20 protein-coding genes are annotated in these 20,864 nt (G+C 65.7%); 8 read left to right on the top strand and 12 right to left on the bottom strand.

Going from position 1 to position 20,864, the window contains the following annotated elements; genetic code table 11:
• Position 1 precedes the first annotated feature (1 nt).
• The 3 genes from CHB88_RS20530 to CHB88_RS20520 all read right to left on the bottom strand — a co-directional run bounded on the left by CHB88_RS20530 (position 2) and on the right by CHB88_RS20520 (position 2,308).
• The gene (locus tag CHB88_RS20530) at positions 2-721 is read right to left on the bottom strand and encodes a fatty acid desaturase (protein ID WP_089401220.1); all 720 of its coding nucleotides are present in this window, start codon (positions 719-721) and stop codon (positions 2-4) included.
• Positions 718-1,188, bottom strand: coding sequence for a sterol desaturase family protein (locus tag CHB88_RS20525; RefSeq protein WP_089401219.1), 471 nt, complete (start codon positions 1,186-1,188; stop codon positions 718-720). The genes CHB88_RS20530 and CHB88_RS20525 overlap by 4 nt, the downstream gene beginning before the upstream one ends.
• A gap of 205 nt (positions 1,189-1,393) precedes the next feature.
• A complete protein-coding gene (locus CHB88_RS20520; protein ID WP_089401218.1) occupies positions 1,394-2,308 on the bottom strand; it encodes a hypothetical protein in 915 nt (304 codons plus the stop codon).
• Between the two features lie 146 nt (positions 2,309-2,454).
• On the opposite strand from CHB88_RS20520, the gene CHB88_RS20515 reads away from it, so the two are divergent.
• The 6 genes from CHB88_RS20515 (at position 2,455) to CHB88_RS20490 (ending at position 9,080) form a co-directional block, all read left to right on the top strand.
• Positions 2,455-2,667, top strand: a complete 213-nt coding sequence (locus CHB88_RS20515; protein ID WP_089401273.1) for a hypothetical protein — start codon at positions 2,455-2,457, stop codon at positions 2,665-2,667.
• A gap of 515 nt (positions 2,668-3,182) precedes the next feature.
• On the top strand, positions 3,183-3,344 hold the full coding sequence (locus CHB88_RS25265) for a hypothetical protein (protein ID WP_176442577.1): 162 nt from the start codon (positions 3,183-3,185) through the stop codon (positions 3,342-3,344).
• A 173-nt stretch (positions 3,345-3,517) separates the two neighbouring features.
• Positions 3,518-6,049, top strand: coding sequence for a nitrite reductase large subunit NirB (gene nirB, locus CHB88_RS20505; protein ID WP_089401216.1), 2,532 nt, complete (start codon positions 3,518-3,520; stop codon positions 6,047-6,049).
• Positions 6,050-6,060: 11 nt separating this feature from the next.
• Positions 6,061-6,405 (top strand): nitrite reductase small subunit NirD, encoded by a 345-nt coding sequence (gene nirD, locus CHB88_RS20500; RefSeq protein ID WP_089401215.1) that lies wholly within the window; start codon positions 6,061-6,063, stop codon positions 6,403-6,405.
• A gap of 66 nt (positions 6,406-6,471) precedes the next feature.
• On the top strand, positions 6,472-7,284 hold the full coding sequence (locus CHB88_RS20495) for a formate/nitrite transporter family protein (protein WP_089401214.1): 813 nt from the start codon (positions 6,472-6,474) through the stop codon (positions 7,282-7,284).
• A 59-nt stretch (positions 7,285-7,343) separates the two neighbouring features.
• The gene (locus CHB88_RS20490; RefSeq protein ID WP_089401213.1) at positions 7,344-9,080 is read left to right on the top strand and encodes a bifunctional protein-serine/threonine kinase/phosphatase; all 1,737 of its coding nucleotides are present in this window, start codon (positions 7,344-7,346) and stop codon (positions 9,078-9,080) included.
• Here CHB88_RS20490 and CHB88_RS20485 read toward each other — a convergent pair.
• The 3 genes from CHB88_RS20485 to CHB88_RS20475 all read right to left on the bottom strand — a co-directional run bounded on the left by CHB88_RS20485 (position 9,046) and on the right by CHB88_RS20475 (position 10,476).
• Entirely contained in the window at positions 9,046-9,297 is a 252-nt protein-coding gene (locus CHB88_RS20485) for a hypothetical protein (RefSeq protein WP_089401212.1), read from the bottom strand. The two genes, CHB88_RS20490 and CHB88_RS20485, sit on opposite strands and share 35 nt — an antisense overlap.
• A gap of 61 nt (positions 9,298-9,358) precedes the next feature.
• Positions 9,359-9,892: a chromate transporter gene (locus CHB88_RS20480; RefSeq protein ID WP_089401211.1), complete on the bottom strand. Its 534-nt coding sequence runs from the start codon at positions 9,890-9,892 to the stop codon at positions 9,359-9,361.
• Positions 9,889-10,476 (bottom strand): chromate transporter, encoded by a 588-nt coding sequence (locus CHB88_RS20475; protein WP_245845114.1) that lies wholly within the window; start codon positions 10,474-10,476, stop codon positions 9,889-9,891. Before CHB88_RS20475 ends, CHB88_RS20480 begins: the two co-directional genes overlap by 4 nt.
• 122 nt (positions 10,477-10,598) lie before the next feature.
• Between CHB88_RS20475 and CHB88_RS20470 the strand changes: the two genes are divergently transcribed.
• A complete protein-coding gene (locus tag CHB88_RS20470) occupies positions 10,599-11,585 on the top strand; it encodes a LysR family transcriptional regulator (RefSeq protein WP_089401209.1) in 987 nt (328 codons plus the stop codon).
• Between the two features lie 15 nt (positions 11,586-11,600).
• Here the strand turns inward: CHB88_RS20470 and leuD are convergent, their stop codons facing one another.
• The 3 genes from leuD to CHB88_RS20455 are packed head-to-tail and all read right to left on the bottom strand — an operon-like array spanning position 11,601 to position 14,658.
• The gene (gene leuD, locus CHB88_RS20465; RefSeq protein WP_089401208.1) at positions 11,601-12,266 is read right to left on the bottom strand and encodes a 3-isopropylmalate dehydratase small subunit; all 666 of its coding nucleotides are present in this window, start codon (positions 12,264-12,266) and stop codon (positions 11,601-11,603) included.
• Positions 12,263-13,669: a 3-isopropylmalate dehydratase large subunit gene (gene leuC, locus CHB88_RS20460; RefSeq protein WP_089401207.1), complete on the bottom strand. Its 1,407-nt coding sequence runs from the start codon at positions 13,667-13,669 to the stop codon at positions 12,263-12,265. Before leuC ends, leuD begins: the two co-directional genes overlap by 4 nt.
• 26 nt (positions 13,670-13,695) lie before the next feature.
• Positions 13,696-14,658: a tripartite tricarboxylate transporter substrate binding protein gene (locus CHB88_RS20455; RefSeq protein ID WP_176442583.1), complete on the bottom strand. Its 963-nt coding sequence runs from the start codon at positions 14,656-14,658 to the stop codon at positions 13,696-13,698.
• Between the two features lie 126 nt (positions 14,659-14,784).
• Between CHB88_RS20455 and CHB88_RS20450 the strand changes: the two genes are divergently transcribed.
• On the top strand, positions 14,785-15,711 hold the full coding sequence (locus CHB88_RS20450; protein WP_089401272.1) for a LysR family transcriptional regulator: 927 nt from the start codon (positions 14,785-14,787) through the stop codon (positions 15,709-15,711).
• Positions 15,712-15,831: 120 nt separating this feature from the next.
• Here CHB88_RS20450 and CHB88_RS20445 read toward each other — a convergent pair whose 3' ends face one another.
• From CHB88_RS20445 to CHB88_RS20435, 3 genes are all read right to left on the bottom strand, one after another.
• Entirely contained in the window at positions 15,832-17,601 is a 1,770-nt protein-coding gene (locus CHB88_RS20445; protein ID WP_089401205.1) for a tannase/feruloyl esterase family alpha/beta hydrolase, read from the bottom strand.
• Between the two features lie 87 nt (positions 17,602-17,688).
• Positions 17,689-18,858, bottom strand: a complete 1,170-nt coding sequence (locus tag CHB88_RS20440; protein WP_089401204.1) for an ABC transporter substrate-binding protein — start codon at positions 18,856-18,858, stop codon at positions 17,689-17,691.
• A 16-nt stretch (positions 18,859-18,874) separates the two neighbouring features.
• On the bottom strand, positions 18,875-20,740 hold the full coding sequence (locus CHB88_RS20435; RefSeq protein ID WP_089401203.1) for a feruloyl-CoA synthase: 1,866 nt from the start codon (positions 20,738-20,740) through the stop codon (positions 18,875-18,877).
• Positions 20,741-20,864 lie beyond the last annotated feature (124 nt).

Here is a 20,864-nt window from a genome sequence, read left to right as displayed (position 1 = left end):
CTCAGCGCCTCCGCAGCGCCGGCAGGCGCCACCACGGCATGCCCGGCTCCAGGTGGTGCTCATGGTGGTAGCCGAAATGGAAGCAGGTCAGCAGCGACATCAGGTAGCCGTAGTCGTTGCTGCGGCTGCGGTGCCGGTCTGGGAAGCGGCTGCCCTGGTAGCCGGACTGATGCCGGTGCGGCAGGAAGGTGCCGAAGTAGAACAGCTGGATCGACGACAGGATGCCCGGCAGCGCGAAGAACAGCACGATGTTTTCCAGTTGCGCGCCCAGCAGCAGGTAGATGCCAACCCGCGCCAGCATCAGCAGCACCTCGCGCCGGCTGACATAGGTGGCGAGGAAGCGGCCGTACCAGGCCGCCGCCCGGCTCGGGCTGGCCGGCGCGAAATCCGGATCGTCGGCGGAGCCGGGATTGCGGTGGTGGGCATGGTGCTTGGGCAGCAGGCGGCGGAAGGAGAAGCAGGCGTACAGGGCCAGCGCCAGCGTGCCGACGGCGTCGCCGAGGTCGCGGCGCGCCGGGCAGAGGGAGCCATGCATGGCGTCGTGGGCGACGATGTACAGGCCGACCGACAGCCAGGTCTGGATGGCGACCAGCAGCAGCGCGGCAATGGGTGCCTCGGCCGGCCGGAAAAAGAAGATCCCGGCGATGTGCAGGCAGAGCCAGGCGGCGAGGATGGCCGCGGCCAGCCCCATGCCGATGCAGCTCTGGCGCAGGCGGCTCATGCCTGGCCGTTCCGGCGCCGCAGCTCGGCGCGCAGCTGTTCCACCGGTGGCGCGTACAGGAAGCCGAAGGAGACGCCGTTCTCGCGCGTCTTCACTGCATGGTGCATGTGATGGGCGGCGATCAGGCGCTGCAGGTAGCGGTTGCGCGGCTTCCACGCCAGCGGCAGGCGGCGGTGGATGAGCACGTCGTGCAGCAGGCCGTACAGCAAGCCGTAGAGGGTGATGCCGAAGGCGATCCACCAGACCGGGCCGTTCGGATCGCCGAGCGCGAACAGGGCGATGGCGGCGGCGGTGAACACCACCGCGTAGAGGTCGTTCCTTTCCCAGGCCGACGCCTTGCGCGGCTCATGGTGCGACGCATGCCAGGCCCAGCCGAAGCCGTGCATCACATGGCGATGGAACAGCGCCACCGCGAATTCCATGACCAGCAGCGTCGCGATGACGAGCAGAAGGTGGGTAAGGCTCATGCCGGGACCGGTTCCGAAAGGCAAGCCGGAAGACGTCTTCCGGCGAGTTCAGCAGGCAAGCCCGGTACGTGGCGATAAAGGCCGGCGCCGGGTCCATCGCCTTTCTACCGCGCATCCGGCGCCGCTTCGTTGATATTTGTCGACTGCGGCGCAAGCGGCCCCATGGACGGGGCCGCTCAACCGTTACGAAACCGGTACGCCGGCTTCAGTGGCGATGGTGATGCTGATGGGTAACCCGCTCGGCGGCATAGCGCACCGCATCCTTCACCTTGTCCCAGGTGCTGCCGGGATGGGTCGACTCCCAGTCGCTGCGCGCCTGCGGTTCCACTTCCGACCACTGGTAGGAGGCATAGCGGCTGTCCATGCCCATGGTGGTGCCGTAGCGGTAGGCGGCATCGTAATCCTCGTAGCGGCCGCCGGTGGAGGAATAGGCGGATTGCCAGTGGCGGCGGAATTCGGCCTCGTCGTTCAGGTCGGCGGTCATGCCATGGACGCCTGCGTCGTCCGTCGAGGTGATGCCGGATCCGCCGGCATTGCCGACGCTGCCGCTGTCCAGCGCCTGGCTCTCCACCGAAGGCCGGGTGCCGGCATAAGCCGCCGGCGCATCGCTGACCGAGGGACGCGTGCCGGCATACACCTGCGGCCGGGCGCCGGCAGCGCTTGCCGGATAGGCCGCCCGGTCGCGCATGATATCTTCCTCCGTCATGCGCGGAGCGCCATGGTCGTAGCCGGTCCAGCCCTGATTGCGCCAGTGCGCCGCCCGTTCCTCGATGTCGACATGGTTGTACTGGTTGAGGATGGCGGTGACATGGTCGACCTCTTCCAGGCTGGCGGCTTCCACCGCCACCACGAAATGGCCGCGCCGCACGGCTTCGGCGTAGATCTCGTGCTCCAGCCGGTGCTCCTCGTCGAGCCCGAGCACCCGGCGGAAGAAATGCACCAGCGGATTGTTCGAATGCTCGACCGCGGTGGTGGTGTTGATATCGCTCGACAGGGAAGCTTCGTTGGACGGATGCATGTGAATGTCCGCGCGCGAGATGCCGGCCTGGGCCAGCGCATTCACCGCTGCCTGGGCATCCTGCGAATTTTGGTACGCGGCAATAACGGTCTGATGGTTCATGAGCGTCTCCAGTCTGCGTTAGGAAAGCATGAGGAAAAAGTAGACAGTTAATTAAGTGGAAGATTCCGTTCGCACACGTCCTGTTCGAACCTTTGATGGAGGCGTTGTCCAAATTGCTTTTGCCGCGCCGCGGCAAGGAGCATGCGATGAAGAATCCCTGGACCAAGAAAAATCCCTTCCTGAGCATGTGGCTGAGCGGCGCCAATGCGGTGGCGGGCGCCGGCCGCAGCCGCGCCAAGGCCGGGGCGAAGCGCGCCGGCCAGGCCGCGATCGCGGAAGGCGTAAAGCAGGCGGCCGACTTCTGGACCGGCGCATGGCTGCAGCCGCCCAAGAAAAAGAAGCGGCGCAGGACGCGCTGAGGCGTCATCATCATTCCGCAAGCGGGTCGCTCGCCGAGGGCCTCCCGGGTGGCTCCCGTTGCGCCGTCCCGAGGCGGTCGCCCAGTGCCGGTTCGATGGTGACCTTCCCCAAGTGCTTGCCCGTTCCGTGCTGGTGCGCAGACTGGAGCGCGACGCGCTCAATCAGTGCAAGCGAATGCGCCTCGACAGTGCCGGCTCGGAGCGGCGTGCGGGCGCGATTCACCGCGTCTGATCCTGGCCTGACCCCGATTCTTCGTTTCTTCGCACTTTCTCAGTGCGGCGCAGCAATCAACGCTCCTCGAAAAGGCGTAAAACCCCCCATATTGATGCGCCACGCCGCCATTTATCCTGGCAATGCACCAGGGAATGCATGGCATGCCGATTGCTAAACCTATTGCAAGCAAGTCTGCGAAAGCAGCTTGAGCCCAACGTCGGGCTAACCGGGCAATGGTGTCCCGTGTGTCGGCATCGCAGCACAGGCTGCGGTCAAGGCGCGCGCTACTGGCTTGAATATCATGTCGAAGATCGCAATCACTACCGCGCTGTCCCGCAAGGCGGCGCTCATGAAGGGCAGCCGCCGGCAGGCGCGCCTTTCCATCCCTATCTCAGAAGCGACCGCCTCGCCGCAGTGCCGGCAGACCTTGGGCCGTGCGCAGGCCGCCGTGCGCCAACGCTGATCCTCTAGAAACGGAAACATCCTGGAAGACCCGAAGGGGCGATAGCCGCCTCGGGCAACGGCACCGCTTTGCCTGTCGATCCGACGATGCGTCACCCGCAGCCCGGCTGCGAACGACAAGAACACGCAACAACGCGCAACGAATAGCAACAACACGCATAAGGAAAACAGTCCATGAAAATCCTCGTCATCGGCCACGGCATGGTCGGCCACAAGTTCCTCGAAAGCCTGAATGAAGCCGGCATTCGCGACGCGGAAGTCACCGTGCTGTGCGAAGAGCCGCGTCCCGCCTACGACCGCGTGCACCTTTCCGAATTCTTCGCCGGGAAATCCGCCGACGACCTGTCGCTGGTGGCGCCGGGCTTCTTCGAGCGCGACAACCTGCTGCTGAAGCTGAATTCCCGCGCCGTCGCCATCGACCGCCTGGCCAAGACCGTCACCACCGCCGGCGGCGAGACGCTCTCCTACGACAAGCTGGTGATCGCCACCGGCTCCTATCCCTTCGTGCCGCCGGTGCCCGGCAAGGACCGCCCTGACTGCTTCGTCTACCGCACCATCGAGGACCTCGAAGCCATGCTCGAGTGCGGTGCCCGCGCCAAAAGCGGCGTGGTGGTCGGCGGCGGCCTGCTCGGCCTGGAGTGCGCCAAGGCCCTGCGCGACATGCACCTGCAGACCCATGTGGTGGAATTTGCGCCGCGCCTGATGGCGGTGCAGGTGGACGAGGCCGGCGGCCGCACCCTGCGCCGCAAGATCGAAGAACTGGGCGTGAGCGTGCACACCCAGAAGAACACCGTCGAGATCGTCGACGGCGAAGGCGCGCGCCATCGCATGGTGTTCGCCGACGGCACCTATCTCGAGACCGACATGATCGTGTTTTCCGCCGGCATCCGCCCGCGCGACGAGCTGGCGCGCCAGAGCGGCCTGGCGATCGGCCCGCGCGGCGGCATCGCCATCGACAACCAATGCCTCACCTCGGACGACGACATTTACGCCATCGGCGAATGCGCGCTGTGGAATGGCCAGATCTTCGGCCTGGTGGCGCCGGGCTACGACATGGCCCGCACCGCCGCCCGGCATATCGCCGGCGGAGCGGCGGAATTCGCCGGCGCCGACATGAGCACCAAGCTCAAGCTGATGGGCGTGGACGTGGCCAGCATCGGCGATGCCATGGGCAGCACCGCCGGCAGCCGCTCCTACCAGTACAGCGACGAGCGCAAGCAGGTGTACAAGAAGATCGTGGTATCGGAATGCGGCAAGCATTTGCTCGGCGCGGTGCTGATCGGCGACGCCGGCGAATACGGCGCGCTGCTGCAGATGATGCTCAACAGGATCGAACTGCCGAAGGAGCCGGAATTCCTGATCCTGCCGCAGGGCGACGGCAAGGCCAAGCCGGGCCAGGGCGTCGATGCGCTGCCGGCTGCGGCCCAGATCTGCTCCTGCAACAACGTTTCCAAGGGCCAGCTGTGCGACGCGGTGGCCGGCGGCGCCGTCACCATCGGCGACCTCAAGGCCTGCACCAAGGCCGGGACCGCCTGCGGCGGCTGCGTGCCGCTGGTGACTCAGGTGATGAAGGCGGAAATGAAGAAGCAGGGCCTGGCGGTGAACAACCACCTGTGCGAGCACTTCGCCTATTCGCGCCAGGAGCTGTTCCACCTGGTGAAGGTGAACCGGATCAAGACCTTCGGCGAGCTGCTGCACAAGCACGGCAAGGGCCTCGGCTGCGACATCTGCAAGCCGGTGGCCGCCAGCATCTTCGCCTCCTGCTGGAACGACTTCGTGCTGAAGAAGGAGCACGCCGGCCTGCAGGACTCGAACGACTACTTCCTCGGCAACATCCAGAAGGACGGCACCTATTCGGTGGTGCCGCGCATGCCGGGCGGCGAGGTCACCCCGGAAGGCCTGATCGCCGTCGGCCAGGTGGCGAAGAAATACGGCCTGTACACCAAGATCACCGGCGGCCAGCGGGTGGACCTGTTCGGCGCCCGCGTCGACCAGCTGCCGGCCATCTGGGAAGAGCTGATCGCCGCCGGCTTCGAGTCCGGCCATGCCTACGGCAAGTCGCTGCGCACGGTGAAGTCCTGCGTCGGCTCCACCTGGTGCCGCTATGGCGTGGATGACAGCGTCGGCCTCGCGATCGAACTGGAGAACCGCTACAAGGGCTTGCGCGCGCCGCACAAGATCAAGTTCGGCGTCTCCGGCTGCACCCGCGAGTGCGCCGAGGCGCAGGGCAAGGATGTCGGCGTGATCGCCACCGAGAAGGGCTGGAACCTGTACGTCTGCGGCAACGGCGGCATGAAGCCGCGCCATGCCGAGCTGCTGGCATCGGACCTCTCGAAGGCGCAGCTGGTGAAGTTCATCGACCGCTTCCTGATGTTCTACATCCGCACCGCCGACCGCCTGCAGCGCACCAGCGTCTGGCGCGACAACCTGGAAGGCGGCCTGGACTACCTGAAGGACGTGGTGGTGAACGACACCCTGGGCGTGGCCGCCGAACTGGAAGCCGACATGCAGCATGTGGTCGACACCTACGAATGCGAGTGGAAGAACGCCGTCACCGATCCCGAGACGCGCAAGCGCTTCCGCCAGTTCGTCAACAGCGACCAGCCGGACGAACACGTCGTCTTCGTCGAGGAGCGCGGCCAGATCCGCCCCGCCTCGCCGGAAGAGCGCAAGACTTATATCCCGATCACCGCCGAAGCAGCATAAGGAGAACCGCCATGAGCCACGACAACAAGACCACCTGGAGCGCCATCTGCTCTCTCGACGACATCGTGCCCAATACCGGCGTCTGCGCCCTGGTGCGCGACCGCCACGTGGCGGTGTTCCACATCGACAGCAACGAGCCGCAGCTGTACGCCATCGACAACTTCGACCCGAATGCGCAGGCCAGCGTGCTGTCGCGCGGCCTGATCGGCAATATCGGCGAGCGGGTGGTGGTGGCGTCGCCCATCTACAAGCATCACTTCGACCTGCAGAACGGCGAATGCCTGGAAGCGCCGGAGAAATCGGTCAAGGCCTATCCGGTGCGGGTGGAAAACCGCACCGTCTGGGTCGGCGTGTAAAGCCGCCGCGCGGCAACGCAACCGCAGCAACCTGATTCATCAATCGCAATCCAAAGGAAAAACATCATGGCTTACCTAGCGCCTTCCGAGTTCGTCACCAAGATGGTGGACGCCGGCGAATCGAAAATCTACATGGCGACCCGCGACGCGCTGATCCGCGCCTACATGGCCGGCGCCATCCTCGCGCTCGCCGCCGTGTTCGCAGTGACGGTGTCGGTGCAGACCGGCATGCCCATCCTCGGCGCCATCCTGTTCCCGGTCGGCTTCTGCATGCTCTACCTGCTCGGCTTCGACCTGCTCACCGGCGTGTTCGTGCTCACGCCGCTGGCGCTGATCGACAAGCGGCCCGGCGTCACGCTGAAGGCGGTGCTGAAGAACTGGGGCGTCGTCTTCATCGGCAATTTCGCCGGTGCATTCACCGTCGCGGTGCTGATGGCCATCGTCTTCACCAACGGCTTCCAGACGCCGCCGAGCAAGGTCGGCGAGATGATCGGCGTCATCGGCGAATCCCGAACCCTGGGCTATGCGAAGTACGGCGCCTACGGCATGCTGACCCTGTTCGTGCGCGGCATGCTGTGCAACTGGATGGTCTCCACCGGCGTGGTCGGCGCGATGATTTCCACCACCGTCGGCGGCAAGGTGATCTCGATGTGGATGCCGATCATGCTGTTCTTCGCGATGGCCTTCGAGCACTCGGTAGTCAACATGTTCCTGTTCCCCTCCGGCCTGCTGATGGGCGGTCATTTCTCGATCATGGATTACCTGATCTGGAACGAGATCCCGACCGTCCTCGGCAACCTGGTCGGCGGCCTGGCCTTCACCGGCCTGACGCTGTACACCACCCATATCAAGACCGCGCCGAAGCGCTCCTTCAACTAAACGCAGGCGACCGCGAAAAAGCCCCAGTCCTCCACGACTGGGGCTTTTTCATGAAAACGATGAGCAAACAGCTAAGGGTGGCGGTCGGACAGTTTTCCGACAAGGGATGCAAGGACATCAACCAGGACTTCCACGGCGCCTGCCTGCCGAAGGAGCCGCAGCTCGGCGCCAAGGGCGTGGTGGTGGCGCTGGCCGACGGCATCAGCAGCAGCGCGGTGAGCCAGGTGGCGAGCCAGTTCGCGGTGAACAGCCTGCTGCAGGATTACTACTGCACCTCGGATGCCTGGTCGGTGAAGACGTCGATCGAGAAGGTGCTGGCGGCCACCAATTCCTGGCTGCATGCGCAGACCCGGCACAGCCCCTACCGCTTCGACAAGGAGCGCGGCTATGTCTGCACCCTGAGCGCGATGGTGTTCAAGGCCGGCACCGCCCATCTGTTCCATGTCGGCGATGCCCGCATCTACCAGGTGCATGCGCACAGCCTGGAACAGCTTACTAACGACCACCGGGTATGGACCTCGCCGGAGCAAAGCTATCTGGCGCGCGCGCTCGGCATCGGCCCGCAGCTCGACATCGACTACCGCACGCTGCGGCCGGAGCAGGGCGATACCTTCCTGCTGGCGACCGACGGCGTCTACGAGCATGTGCCGGCCGACGTCATCATCCAGGTCATCGCCAGCCATGCCGATGACCTCGACCGGGCGGCCAGGCTGATCGTGGAAGAAGCCCTGCGCCGCGGCAGCACCGACAATCTCACCGCCCAGATCGCGCGGGTGGACGAACTGCCCGAGCCGCAGGCCGGCGAGATGGTCAGGCAGATGGCGCAGCTGCCGTTCCCGCCGGCGCTGGAGGCGCGGATGTCGTTCGACGGCTACCGCATCGTGCGGCAGCTGCATGCCAGCAGCCGCAGCCATGTGTTCCTGGCGCTCGACAGCGACAGCGGCGAGCAGGTGGCGCTCAAGGTGCCCTCGGTCGACCTGCGCGACGACCCGGCCTACCTGGAGCGCTTCCTGATGGAGGAATGGATCGCGCGCCGCATCGACAGCCCGCATGTGCTCAAGCCCTGCCGCCAGACCCGCAAGCGCCACTACCTGTACGTGGCGACGGAGTACGTCGAAGGCCAGACCCTGGCGCAGTGGATGGTCGACAACCCGAAGCCTGCGCTGGACGCGGTGCGCGGCATCGTCGAGCAGATCGCGCGGGGCCTGCGCGCCTTTCATCGCAAGGAGATGCTGCACCAGGACCTGAGGCCGAACAACATCATGATCGACCGCACCGGCACGGTGAAGATCATCGATTTCGGCGCGACCCGGGTGGCCGGCCTGGCGGAAGCCTCATCCGGCGCGGAGCGCTGCCACCTGCTCGGCACGGCGCAGTTCAGCGCGCCCGAATATTTCCTCGGCCACGAAGGCACGACGCGCGCCGACCAGTTCTCGCTCGGCGTGATCGCCTATCAGATGCTGTCGGGGAAGCTGCCGTATGGCGCCGAGGTCGCCAAGTGCAAGTCGGCGGCGGACCAGCGCCGGCTGCGCTACGACTCCCTGCTGGGGGAGCGGCGCGACATCCCGGTCTGGGTGGACGAAGCCATCCGCAAGGCGGTGCAGCCCAGCCCGGACAAGCGCTATGAAGACCTGGCGGAATTCATTTATGACCTGCAGCATCCGAACCAGGCCTACCTGCGCAAGGCCCGCCTGCCGCTGATGGAGCGCAATCCGGTGGTGTTCTGGAAGGGCGTGTCCTTCACGCTGATGCTGGTCATCGTCATGATGCTGAGTCTGAACGCGGCGGTGCGCTGAAGTCGCGTGAAAGCAGGCGGCGCCCCTTTTCGGTCAGCGACACCCGGCCCGACATGCCGGGCGCGGAATCGACCAATCCATCCGCGCAGGCATCTTCCCATATGGTGAGCCGCGGGCATGTGCTCTTCCAGACATCCAGAACTTCGGCGTAGGAACGCGCGCCTTCCGAAATCCAGCGCAGCATCTGCAGCGTCAATGCGTCATGCGGAGTCGCCATCGCTCTTCTCCTGTCCGACCTGCCGTTCGAATCCGAATGCCCGCGCCGCCGCCGTGCAGCGTCAGATTGTGTGGACGATCCCGGCCACTGCGCCCACAGCAATCAGCAGGACCGGATTCAGGCGCGTCTTCAGCACGATCAGCGCCGACAGCAAGGTCAGCAGGTCGGCGCGCCAATCCGTATTGGAGGCCCGCGCGAAGATCAGCGCGGTGGCGGCAAGCAGGCCGACGGAAATCGGCGAGAAGGCCTGCTGCAGCGCCTTCGTCAGGGCATTGCCGGCTTGCCGGGTGCGCACCTTGATCAACGCGAGGGTGAGCAGCGTCGAGGGGAGGATGATCGACAGGGTCGTCGCTATCGCGCCGAACCAGCCGGCCACCAGCCAGCCGATCAGCGAGACGAACAGCAGGTTGGGCCCCGGCGCCGCCTGGGCGATGGCATACGCCGCGGCGAACTGCTCATTCAACATCCAGTGCTTGCCATTGACGACATAGTTCTGAATCTCGGGCGCGATCATGATCACGCCGCCGCCCACGGCCATCAGCGAGAGCAGGGCGAGATGGCCGCATAATTCGAGTACGTGCGATTCCTGGTTCATGGCTTCTCCCGCATCAGATAAAACAGCGCCGTGCCGATCGTGGCCAGGGAACCGAACACCCAGATCAGGCGCCATCCGGCCAGGCCCAGTCCGATGAAAGCCAGCAGCAGCAACCCCGTCCGCACGGCTTGCCTCTGCCGGGGTTCCTTCTTCCGATACAGGGCCATGCCCATTTTCACGGCGGTGGCGAAGATCAACCCCGCCGCCACGGCGGCCATGCCATGCAGGGCATCGCGCACGGCCGGCAGGTCGCCATAGCGCTGGTAGAGAGCGCCGAGGGCGATCACCAGCAGGAACGGAAAGCAGATCATCCCGGCCAGCGCCGCGAACGCGCCGCGCATTCCGCGATACTTATGGCCGACCATGATGGCGATGTTGCAGATCGTCGGCCCCGGCAGCATCTGGCTCAGGCCGAGGAATTCGGCAAACTCCGATGGCGACAGCCAGGCCCGCTTTTCGACCAGGCCGCGATAGGCAAAAGGCAGCACGCCGCCGAAGCCGGAAAGCGCGATCAGGGAAAAGGCCCAGAACAGGGCGTAGGCGTCGATGTCAGGCGCGGAAACGGTTGCAGGGGTGCTTGTCACAGGGCTTTGCATGGCGGCATCAAAAACGGTGGGTAATCAGGCAGGCAGCGCACCCTTGAAGCATAGCGCTGCGCCATTCAAGCGTAAAATCAATTTATCTTCCAAATTCATTCATTTTTCTGATGAAAATCGACATCATCGGGGTGCAGGCCTTCGTCGCGATCGCCGATCATGGCGGCTTCCAGAAAGCGGCCGATGTCCTGAACATCACGCAAACCGCGATCACGCAGCGACTGCGCCATCTCGAGGATTTCCTCGGCGTGACGCTGATCGAGCGCACCACCCGCTCGGTCGGCCTGACGACCATCGGCGAGGATTTCCTGCCGCGCGCCAGGCGGCTGCTGCAGGAATTGTCGGCTGCGCTCACCGAGATCCGCGAGACCGGCAAGGCGCAGCGCGGCGATGTCTCGGTGGCCTGCGTGCCCACCGCCGGCATCCAGTACCTGCCCGCCATCATCCAGGAGTATTCGGCCCGCTATCCCGAAAACCGGATCAAGATCCTCGACCATTCCTCCTTCGGGGTGGCGCAGGCGGTGTTGCGGCGCGAGGCCGAGTTCGGCATCAACGTCGCCACGGCCAGCCATCCGGAACTGGTGTCGACGCCCCTGGTGGAAGACCAGTTCGTGCTGATCTGCCGGGACGATCATCCGGTCGCTCGCGCGGCTTCCCTGACCTGGGCGCAGCTGGAAGGGCATGCTTTGATCTTCGCCGGCCAGGTCAATGGAAACCGTCCCTTGCGCGACAGCCTGCTCGGCGGCACCGCCGACATCGGACCCATGCCGGTGGCCTTGCAGGCGCATTACGAAGTCCAGCGCAGTTCCACCGCGGTGGGCCTGGTGGCGGCAGGCATCGCCGCGGCGGTGGTGCCGAAGCTGGCCATGCAAAGCGGCGCCTATCCCCGGCTGCGCGTCATTCCGCTCCTGGACCCGGTCATCTCCCGCACGCTGGCGCTCGTCGTGCGCAAGGGCGCCAGGCTGTCGCCCGCTGCGCAGGTGCTGCATGACCTGATCCTTGCGCGGTCTCTGGAAGGCGAGCGGTCGCAGAAGGGCGTCACGTCCTCAAATGGCGCCCGTAAAAAAGCCCGCGTCAAGCGGGCCTCCAAAGCGTAAGCGCGGAACCACCTGCTACGCGGCCGAGCGGCCTTCCGAGATGCGCGCCAGGGCGTTCGCCGACAGATCCTTCAGCCAGGGATGCTGTGCATACCAGCCCGCGGCGAAGGCTTCGATGTCGGCCTTGTGCTGCAGCGATGCGCCGATCATGTCGAGGCCATTCAGGAACATCTGGCGGTGCCGCTCGCCGAGAGTGAACACCGAACCCAGCTTCGGACTGGTGACGGTGAGCTTCTCCACTTCGATGGCCATGCGCACCGGCTCGGGCGATTCCTGCAATTCGGCCAGGAACAGCTCGACATGTTCCGGCGGCAGCGCGACCAGCATCAGGCCGTTGTTCATCGCATTCGAGTAAAAGATTTCGGCGAAGCTGGGCGCGATGATGGCCCGGATGCCGAACTGCTGGAGCCCCCACACCGCATGCTCGCGGCTGGAGCCGCAGCCGAAGTTGGCCCCGGCCACCAGAATCGGTGCATGGCGGTACTGCGGCTGGTTCAGCACGAAGCCGCTGCGCTCGTTTCCATCGAGGTCGAAGCGGTAGTCGTAGAGCACGCCCTTATCCAGGCCGTTCTTGTCGATGCCGCGCAGGAACTGCTTCGGCATGATCTGGTCAGTGTCGAGGTTGGCGATGGGCAGCGGCGCAGCCACGCCTTCGATCAGGGATTTCTTGGCTTGATTCATGGCGCGATCTTTCGTACGTCGGTGATGGTGCCGGTGATGGCCGCGGCGGCGGCCATGGCGGGGCTCATCAGGTGGGTGATGGCATCCCGTCCCTGCCGGCCCTCGAAGTTGCGGTTGGTGGTGGAAGCGCAGCGGGTGCCCGGTGCCAGCACGTCGTCGTTCATGGCCAGGCACATGGAACAGCCCGGCTTGCGCCATTCGAAGCCGGCGGCGATGAGGCGGTCGGCGATGCCTTCCGCTTCGGCCTGCGCGCGCACCGCGCCGGAGCCGGGCACCACCATGGCGCGCACGCCCGGCGCCACCTTGCGGTCGCCCACCACCTCCGCCACCGCCCGCAGGTCTTCGATGCGGCCATTGGTGCAAGAGCCGATGAACACATGCTGGACCGGCAGGCCGTCGATCGGCAGGCCCGGCTGCAGCTTGGTGTAGGAGAGCGCGCGCTCGGCGGTGATGCGCTGCGTGCCTTCGCCCTCGGGCGCGGGAATCACGTCCGTCACCGGGATTGCCTGGTCGGGACTGGTTCCCCAGGTGACATAAGGTGCGACGGCGGCGGCATCGAACACATGCTCCACCTCGAAGGCGGCGCCGTCGTCGCTCTTCAGCGTGGCCCAATGTGCCAGCGCCTGTTCGCGCCAGGCCGGATTCGAAGCGAGGTCCGGGCTGTGCCGCAGGACGTAATCGATGGTGGTCTGGTCCGGCGCGATCAGGGCGCCGCGGGCCCCGGCTTCCACCGTCATGTTGCACAGGGTGAAGCGGGCCTCGGCGCTGAGCGCGTCGATGGCGCTGCCTGCGTATTCCACCACGAAGCCGCGCGCCCCCTGGGCGCCGATCTCGCGGATGATCATCAGCACCAGGTCCTTGGCGGTGGTTCCCTTCGGCAGCCGGCCGTTCACCACGATGCGCATGTCCTGCGCCATGCGGTACACCAGGGTTTGCGTGGCCAGCACATGCTCGACCTCGGTGGTGCCGATGCCGAAGCCGAGCGCGCCGAGGGCGCCGTAGGTGGTGGTATGGCTGTCGCCGCAGATGATCACCATCCCCGGCCGGATCATGCCGTGCTCGGGCGAGATTACATGCTCGATGCCCTGCATCGCGTCATTCGTATCGAACAGCGGGATGCCGTGGAAATCGCAGTTGCGCTTCAGGTTGCTTGCCTGGAGCGCCGAGGCCGGGTCCCGGATCACGCGCAGCTGGTCCGGGTGAGTGGGGATGATGTGACTGACGGTGGCCACGTTCAAGCGCGGCATCAGCGCCTTCAGGCCGCGTTCCTGCAGGCCGGCGAAGGCCTGGGGGCTGGTGTACTCGTTCATCAGGTGCAGGTCGGCGAACAGCAGCACGTTGTCGTCGTCCAGACGGGCGACGGTGTGCGAGTCGACCAGCTTGCGATAAAGCGTCTTGCGCATTGGTTGATCCTTCGTTTCTTGTTTGCTTATTCGGCCTTGATGCCGCGTTCCTTCACCAGCTTGGCCCAGATGTCCATTTCGCCGGCGAGCTTGGCTTTCGCCTGCTCCGGCGTGGAAGGCGCGGGGTCGATGCCTTCCTGCACCATGCGCTCTTTCAGCGCCGCATTGGTGAGCACCTTGTTGAGCGAGGCATTGAGCTTGTCGATCACCGGCTTGGGCGTGCCGGCCGGCGCGAACACCATGAACCAGGTTTCGAAGTTGTATCCGGGCACGCCGGACTCGGCCAGGGTCGGCACGTCTGGCATCAGCGGCGAGCGCTTCGGGCCGGTGACGCCGATGGCGCGCAGCTTGCCGCCCTGCACATGCGGCTGCGCCGCCGACAGCACCGGGAAGCTCATGTCCACCTGGCCGGCAATGGTGTCGACCAGGGCGGGGCCGCCGCCCTTGTAGGGGACGTGCAGGATATCGACGCCGGCCACCGACTTGAACAGCTCGGCCGCCATGTGGAAGGTGCTGCCGGGGCCCGCGGAGCCGTAGCTGTACTTGCCGGGATTCGCCTTGGCCGCAGCCACCAGTTCCTTCGTATTTTTCGCCGCGAACTTGTTGCTCACCACCAGCACGTGCTGGGACGATGCCACGTTGCCGATGGGCGCCAGGTCCTTCAAGGTGTCATAAGGCATTTTGGGAAAGATCGACGGATTGATCGCCAGCGACACCGTCTGCAGGCCGATGGTGTAGCCATCCTTCTCCGACTTGGCCACCGCATCGACGCCGATGTTGCCGCCGGCGCCGGCCTTGTTCTCCACGATCATGCTCACGCCGAGCGCCTTGCCCCAGTCTTCGGAAATGCGGCGGGCGACGATGTCGGCGCTGCCGCCGGGCGCATAGGGAACGATCAGCCGCACGGGCTTGGTCGGGAAGGCATCCGCCGCCATGGCGAGATTCGCCAGGGCCGCCAGGGTTGCTGCTGCCAGTACTTTTGCTTTCATCATTGCTCCACCTTTGCCGGTTGTATGTGCCTGTTCAGGTTCCAGGGTCTCCAGCCGCCATTCTATTCGTGATCCATCAACATATAATGTCGCTCAAAGACATTTATTCATTCGCCAAGGTTAATGATGGAACCCCTTTCGGATATCGCCTTTTTCTCGCTGGTGGTCAGATGCGGCAGCCTGGCGGCCGCGGCACAGGAACTGGGCGTGACGCCGCCGTCGGTGAGCAAGCGCCTGGCCGCGCTTGAAGCGCGATTGAAGGTGCGGCTGCTGAACCGGACAACGCGCCGCATCAGCCTGACGCCGGAAGGGGAAATCTATGTCGCCGAGGGCGAGCGCATCGCCGCCGACCTGCAGATGCTGGAACAGCGCATCAGCGGCGGCGCGGTGCGTCCGCAAGGCAGGCTCAAGCTCGGGGCCACGCTCGGCTTCGGTCGGCGCTATATCGCGCCGGCGCTGGCGGAATTCGCCCGGCGCTATCCGCAGATCGAGGTGCAGTTGCACCTGTCCGACCGCGTCTTCAATCTGGTGGAGGGCGGCTTCGACGCCATCGTGCGTTTCGGCGAATTGCCCGATGTGCGCCTGACGGCGCGCAAGCTGGCTTCGAACCGGCGCTTGTTGTGCGCTTCGCCCGAATATGTGGAGGAATTCGGCACGCCGGCGTCGCCGCGCGACTTGCAGAAGCATCGCTGCATCTTCATCCGCGAAAGCGACGAAATCTATGGCCAATGGCATTTCCGGTCCGGCGTGCGGCAGGAAACCATCAAGGTGCGCGGGCACATGAGCACCAACGACGGCGAATGCGCGCTGACCTGGGCGCTTGCCGGGCAGGGCATCGTCATGCGTTCGGAATGGGATGCGGCGCCCCTGATCCGTTCCGGCAAGCTGCAGGTGCTGCTGGAAGACTGGGACCTGCCGAATGCCGACATCTTCATCGTCTTCCCGACCCGCAGCCACCTGTCGGCAAAGACCCGGGTGCTGGTCGACTACCTGCTGGAGGTCTTTCAGCCTTATCACATGGTAGCCAATTCGAAGCGGGCCAGTCACTGGTAGCGGAAATGAAAAGGGCGCTCCGTTCTGCGGAGCGCCCGAAAGCGGGAGCGATCGCCCGGCGGCACGATCATCCGGCCGGCGGGCAGCTCTTCCTGCTCAATCCTTCATCAGCAAACCTGCTTACTGGCAGTTGAAGCTGGCGGCTTCCTCGATATTGCCGCTGCCGTTGTAGCGCGCCACCTGCGGGTAGAGGCAGAGCGGACGGGTGCGGCCGGGTGACCACGTGGCAGGCACTTCCGCGTTTACCGAAGCGGTCGGCACCGCGCCGGCGCCGCGCGCCTTGGCGATGATGCGCTCGGGCGCCTTGCCTTGCTCCACCCAGTTCACGATCGCATCGACGGCATCGAACTGATCGGTGGCCGGGCCGTTGCGGCTGTGGTTCATGCCGGGGACGATGAACAGCCTGGCGTAATCGGTGGCTTGCGCGCCATAGTTGGACTGGAAGCGCTTGTACCACTGGATGGTGTCATTGGCCGAGAACACCGGATCGCTCGTGCCGTGCAGCACCAGCAGCCGGCCGTTGGTGCGCACCAGGTCGGGCAGGGTGTCCACGTTCGGCGGCGTCATGAAGCTCATCGCCGACTCGGTGTACAGCGCATCGGTGGCGAAGATCTTCGGCGCGTCGGTGTCGACGTTGAAGTTCAGCGCATAGTCCAGCACGGTGTTGCCGGTGCCCGTGACGACGGAAGTCGATTGCGGCGGCGTGGTGAAGATGAAGGCCAGCGCGATCGGGTCGCGGGGTCCGGTGGCGTTGTCGAACTTCCAGGTGCGCCAGTCGGCGCCGGCCAGGCCGGCATCCCACAGGAAGCTGTTGTACAGCGCCGTGCCGGCGGAGTTTTTGGCGCCGGCCATCACCTTGGCGAGCACCGTCTTCTGCGCCGCGGTGAGGCAGGTGCCGTCCGGCGTGCCGGTGCAGGTGGCCACATCGGTGCTGATGTTGAATGCCGTCTGGCAGGCGGCGTAGTCGTTCACGCTGCCATCCTTGACGCCGTCGAGCGCGTCGCATTTCGCCAGCACGCCGTTGCCCACCGCCTTCATGTCGGCGGCGGAGAAACTGGTGCGCACGTCCGGACGGCTGGTGGAGGAGCTGATCTGCGAGATGGTGGCGAACTGCTGCGCGCCCCAGACCTGGTTGACCGCCGCCTTCGGCAGGTTGAAGCCGGGCGACGTGGCGAGGAAGCCGTCGTACTGGTCGGCGTAGCGCGATGCCGCCACCATGGCGTGCCGGCCGCCGTTCGAAGTGCCGACGATGTAGGAAGTGTCCGGGCCCTTGCCGTAGAAAGTCTTGATGAAATTCTTCGCCATCGGCGTCAGCTTGCCGACCGCCTGGTAGCCATAGTCCAGCCGCGCCTGCGGATCGACGCCGAAGGCGCCGCCGCCGATGCCCGGCGTCGATTCGGTCGCATGGCCGGCGTCGGAGCTGATGACGGCGAAGCCTTTCTGCAAGCCGTTGGTGGTGGGGCCGCCGCCGAGGATGTTGCCGTAAGCCGCGACCACGGTGCCGTCGGTGCCGCCGTTGACCTGATGGAAGAAGCGGCCGTTCCAGTTGGTCGGCAGCCGCATCTCGAAGCTGATGGCGTACGGCTTGTTGTCCACCGGGCTGATGCGCTGGTTGAGCTTGCCGGCGATGACGCAATGCTCAGGCATCGGCGTGTCGATGCCGGGCAGCGTCAGCGTGCCGGCGGCCACCGGCGTGACGGAACTGATGGTGGCATTCGGATAGCTGAACTTCTGCGCCGCGTCGGCGCAGGAAATGACGGAGGTGGCGGCCACCGCCGTCTTCGGCGTGTAGCCCGAGCCGCCGCCGCAGCCGGCCAGCAGCACGGCGGCGGATGCCGCCAGCAGCGCGCCGCCGCCCAGGGTGGTGTGAATGTGACGATTGAATTGCATCTCGCTCTTTCTCCCTTAGAGGATTGTCGTTGTAATCAATGAATCGATGGGTCGATTGGCCGCCTCCGGACGGCCCCTGTTTCATGCTCAGTCCGGCCGCACGTCCTTCAACACGTCGATCACCTCGTTCACCAGCTTGCCATTGACCTTCTTCACTTCGCGCACATACATGTTCTGCACGATGTCGCGGGTGGCCGGGTCGATGGTGATCGGACCGCGCGGGCTGTTCCATTTCATGCCCTTGAGCACTTCCATCGCCTTGTCCCCGGTCACGTCGCCATTGAGCTTGCGCACCGTCTCGGCAATCATGCCCATGGTGTCGTAGGCCGCCACGGTGACGAAGGTCGCCGGCGGGCGCTGCGGGTTGGCCACCGCATAGGCTTTCAGGAACGCCTTGTTGGCTTCGTTGTCCAGCGTGGCCGCATAGTTGAGCACCGTCACCGCGCCCAGCGCGCGCTCGCCCACCGCTTCCAGGGTCGGCACCTCGCTGGTGAGGTCGCCCACGCCGAGGAAGCGGATGCCGGCCTTGTCCAGGCCCTTGTCGCTGAAGGCCTTCAGCAGCTGCGCGCCATCCTCCGCGCCAGGGGCGAAGAAGAACAGCGCATCCGGCTTCTCATCCTTGATGCGCTGGATGAACGGGGTGTAATCCGGATTGGCCATCGGCGTGCGCGCCGACCCGACCACCTTGCCGCCGGCGGCGGTGAAGCCCTTGCCGAACTTGGTTTCCGCGTCGATGCCGGTGCTGTAGTCGCTCACCAGGGTGTAGACCTTGCCGATCTTGTTCTTGCCGGTCCAGGTGCCGAAGGGCTCCGTCATCTGCTGCATGGTCAGGCTGGTGCGCAGCATGTAGGGCGACTTGGACGTGATGCCGGTGGTCACCGCGTTCATCACGATCATCGGCGTCTTGCCCTGGGTGGCGATCGGCGCCACCGCGAGCGCGCTCGGCGTGAGCGAGAAGCCGATCAGGAAGCTGACCTTGTCGCGCGAGATCAGCTCCTGCGCGGCGCGCTTGGACAGGTCGACGTTGCTGCCGCCGTCGTCGCGGTAGATGATCTCCAGCTTCTTGCCGGCGACCTTGTCGCCGTACTGCTGGAGGTAGGTCCGGATGCCGTCCTCGAACGGCTTGCCGATGTTGGCGAAGGGGCCGGTGAGGGCGGCGATGACGCCGATGCGGATGGTGTTCTGGTCCTGCGCCAGGGCGCCGGTGAACGGCAGGCAGGCGAGCGTGGCGGCGATGGCAAGCGTCTTGAGTTTCATGGTGTCTCCGTTGTCGTTAAGCTGCTTTGATGAGGCCGGGCAGGGTCCCGGCGTAAAGGGCATCGACGGTGGCGGCGCGGCGCGCCAGCACCGCCGCCTGGTTGATGGACCCCTTGTCCGTCAGTTCGCGATGGTCGATCGAAGGCGGCTCGTCCAGCAGCAGCAGGCGATCGACCCGGCTGGCGGAACCGGTGGCGTCGGCATTCAGCCGCGCCAGCAGGTCGCGGAAAAAGCCTTGCACCGGCGCGCTGGCCAGTATCTCCGTCGGCGTGGCCGATGCCGGCAGGCCGGACAGCGGCAGGCAGTTCTCCAGCCGGGGGAAAATCATCAGGCCGATGCTGTCGCGGTTCAGGCCGGTGACCACCGCATCCTGCACATAAGGCGCGCCCTGGCTGATGACGCGCGCGCGCAGCGGGCCGACGCTGACGAAGGTGCCGCTGCTGAGCTTGAAGTCTTCGGCGATGCGGCCGTCGAACATGAAGCCCAGCTCCGGATGCGCATCGTCGTAGAACTTCAGCGCGTCGCCGGTGCAGTAATAGCCTTCCTCGTCGAAGCATTCCTGCGTCTGCGCCGGGGCCCGCCAGTAGCCGGGCATCACGTGCGGGCCGCGGAAGCGGGCTTCCAGCTTGCCGCCATGAGGCACCAGCTTGGCCTGGCAGCCGGGCGCCGGCACGCCGACATAGCCGGGCTTGACGATGGGCCCGGTGCCGAAGGTGCAGGAGGGCGAGGTCTCGGTCATGCCGAGGCCGGTCATGATGCGGATCGACTCGCCGCAATGGCGGATGGCGACCTGATCCAGGCGGTTCCAGGCGGCGTCGGACAGGCCGGCGCCGGCGCACAGGAAAAGCTTGACCCGGGAAAAGAAGCACGCCCGCAATGCCGCGTCCTGCTCCAGCGCTTCGGTGAGCAGCTCGAAGCCCTTCGGCACGTTGAAGTAGATCGTCGGCGCGATTTCCTTCAGATTGCGCAGGGTGTGCCCGAAATCACGCTCGGTCGGCTTGCCGTCGTCGATGTACAGCGTGCCGCCGTTGTAGAGCACGATGCCGACGTTATGGCTGCCGCCGAAGGTATGGTTCCAGGGCAGCCAGTCGACCAGTACCGGCGGCTCTTGCCCCATGAAGGGAAAGGTCTGGAGCAGCATCTGCTGATTGCTGTTCAGCATGCGGTGGGTGGTGATCACCGCCTTCGGCTTCTTGGTCGAGCCGGAGGTGAACAGGAACTTGGCGATGGTGTCCGGGCCGACGCCGGCGTTGACGTCATCGATGGCGCCCGGCGCGGTCGCCAGCAGGCTGGCGAAGCGGCTCGCCGGCCGGCCGGCGATGTCGCCCTGGTCCAGGATGAGCTCCACGTCTTCCGGCACCACCGCGGCGAGCGCCCGGGAATAGGCGATGCCATCGGAGGCGTAGATGGCGCCCGGCGTCAGTTGCGCGATCAGGTCCTGCAGCTTGGCGTAGTCGGTGGCCACCAGCGAGTAGGCCGGCGAGATCGGCGCATAGGGAATGCCGGCATACATGGCGCCGAGCGCCAGCTGGAAGTGCTGCAGATCGTTGCCGGACAGGATGACCAGCGGACGCTCGGCCGACAGGCCGCGCGCATGCAGCGCCTGGCCGATGCGGCGCACGTTCTCCAGCACCTGGGCATAGGACAGGCGAATCCATTCGCCATCCGGACCGCGCCGGGCAACCAGCGTGCGCTCGGAATGCTGCCGCGCCCCGCGCACCAGGGAATCGGTGAAGCGCGCCGGCACCGGGCCGAGCGGCGTGACCGCATCCACATGCCAGATGCCGTCCTGGCGGTAGGCGCGGATTTCCGGGTTGCCGAGATCGACCGGACGGCGCCTGACTGCCCCGCCGGGCGGGGCGGCGTTTAGCGACATGCTCATGTCAGTCTCGCTCTCAGAACGGATAGTGCCGCGGGGCGGTCTGCACCGAGATCCAGCGCAGGTCGGTGAACTCGGCAATCGCCGCCTTGCCGCCGAAGCGGCCGAAGCCGCTGCCTTTCACCCC

This window comes from Noviherbaspirillum humi, from assembly GCF_900188095.1.
In the GTDB taxonomy this organism is placed as follows: Bacteria; Pseudomonadota; Gammaproteobacteria; order Burkholderiales; family Burkholderiaceae_D; genus Noviherbaspirillum; species Noviherbaspirillum humi.
The sequence above is the reverse complement of the archived record's forward strand: the minus strand, read 5'-3'. Positions and strand labels throughout refer to the sequence as shown.

What these genes read in the sequence shown, in the direction of transcription:
- CHB88_RS20490 (WP_089401213.1), top strand. Translation starts at nt 7,344, where the DNA reads ATGAGCAAACAGCTAAGGGTGGCGGTCGGACAGTTTTCCGACAAGGGA.
- CHB88_RS20485 (WP_089401212.1), bottom strand. Translation starts at nt 9,297, where the DNA reads ATGGCGACTCCGCATGACGCATTGACGCTGCAGATGCTGCGCTGGATT.
- nirD (WP_089401215.1), top strand. Translation starts at nt 6,061, where the DNA reads ATGAGCCACGACAACAAGACCACCTGGAGCGCCATCTGCTCTCTCGAC.
- CHB88_RS20495 (WP_089401214.1), top strand. Translation starts at nt 6,472, where the DNA reads ATGGCTTACCTAGCGCCTTCCGAGTTCGTCACCAAGATGGTGGACGCC.
- CHB88_RS20480 (WP_089401211.1), bottom strand. Translation starts at nt 9,892, where the DNA reads ATGAACCAGGAATCGCACGTACTCGAATTATGCGGCCATCTCGCCCTG.
- CHB88_RS20445 (WP_089401205.1), bottom strand. Translation starts at nt 17,601, where the DNA reads ATGCAATTCAATCGTCACATTCACACCACCCTGGGCGGCGGCGCGCTG.
- CHB88_RS20525 (WP_089401219.1), bottom strand. Translation starts at nt 1,188, where the DNA reads ATGAGCCTTACCCACCTTCTGCTCGTCATCGCGACGCTGCTGGTCATG.
- CHB88_RS20530 (WP_089401220.1), bottom strand. Translation starts at nt 721, where the DNA reads ATGAGCCGCCTGCGCCAGAGCTGCATCGGCATGGGGCTGGCCGCGGCC.
- CHB88_RS20520 (WP_089401218.1), bottom strand. Translation starts at nt 2,308, where the DNA reads ATGAACCATCAGACCGTTATTGCCGCGTACCAAAATTCGCAGGATGCC.
- nirB (WP_089401216.1), top strand. Translation starts at nt 3,518, where the DNA reads ATGAAAATCCTCGTCATCGGCCACGGCATGGTCGGCCACAAGTTCCTC.
- CHB88_RS20470 (WP_089401209.1), top strand. Translation starts at nt 10,599, where the DNA reads ATGAAAATCGACATCATCGGGGTGCAGGCCTTCGTCGCGATCGCCGAT.
- leuC (WP_089401207.1), bottom strand. Translation starts at nt 13,669, where the DNA reads ATGCGCAAGACGCTTTATCGCAAGCTGGTCGACTCGCACACCGTCGCC.
- CHB88_RS20440 (WP_089401204.1), bottom strand. Translation starts at nt 18,858, where the DNA reads ATGAAACTCAAGACGCTTGCCATCGCCGCCACGCTCGCCTGCCTGCCG.
- CHB88_RS20455 (WP_176442583.1), bottom strand. Translation starts at nt 14,658, where the DNA reads ATGAAAGCAAAAGTACTGGCAGCAGCAACCCTGGCGGCCCTGGCGAAT.
- CHB88_RS20450 (WP_089401272.1), top strand. Translation starts at nt 14,785, where the DNA reads ATGGAACCCCTTTCGGATATCGCCTTTTTCTCGCTGGTGGTCAGATGC.
- leuD (WP_089401208.1), bottom strand. Translation starts at nt 12,266, where the DNA reads ATGAATCAAGCCAAGAAATCCCTGATCGAAGGCGTGGCTGCGCCGCTG.
- CHB88_RS20435 (WP_089401203.1), bottom strand. Translation starts at nt 20,740, where the DNA reads ATGAGCATGTCGCTAAACGCCGCCCCGCCCGGCGGGGCAGTCAGGCGC.
- CHB88_RS20515 (WP_089401273.1), top strand. Translation starts at nt 2,455, where the DNA reads ATGAAGAATCCCTGGACCAAGAAAAATCCCTTCCTGAGCATGTGGCTG.
- CHB88_RS25265 (WP_176442577.1), top strand. Translation starts at nt 3,183, where the DNA reads ATGTCGAAGATCGCAATCACTACCGCGCTGTCCCGCAAGGCGGCGCTC.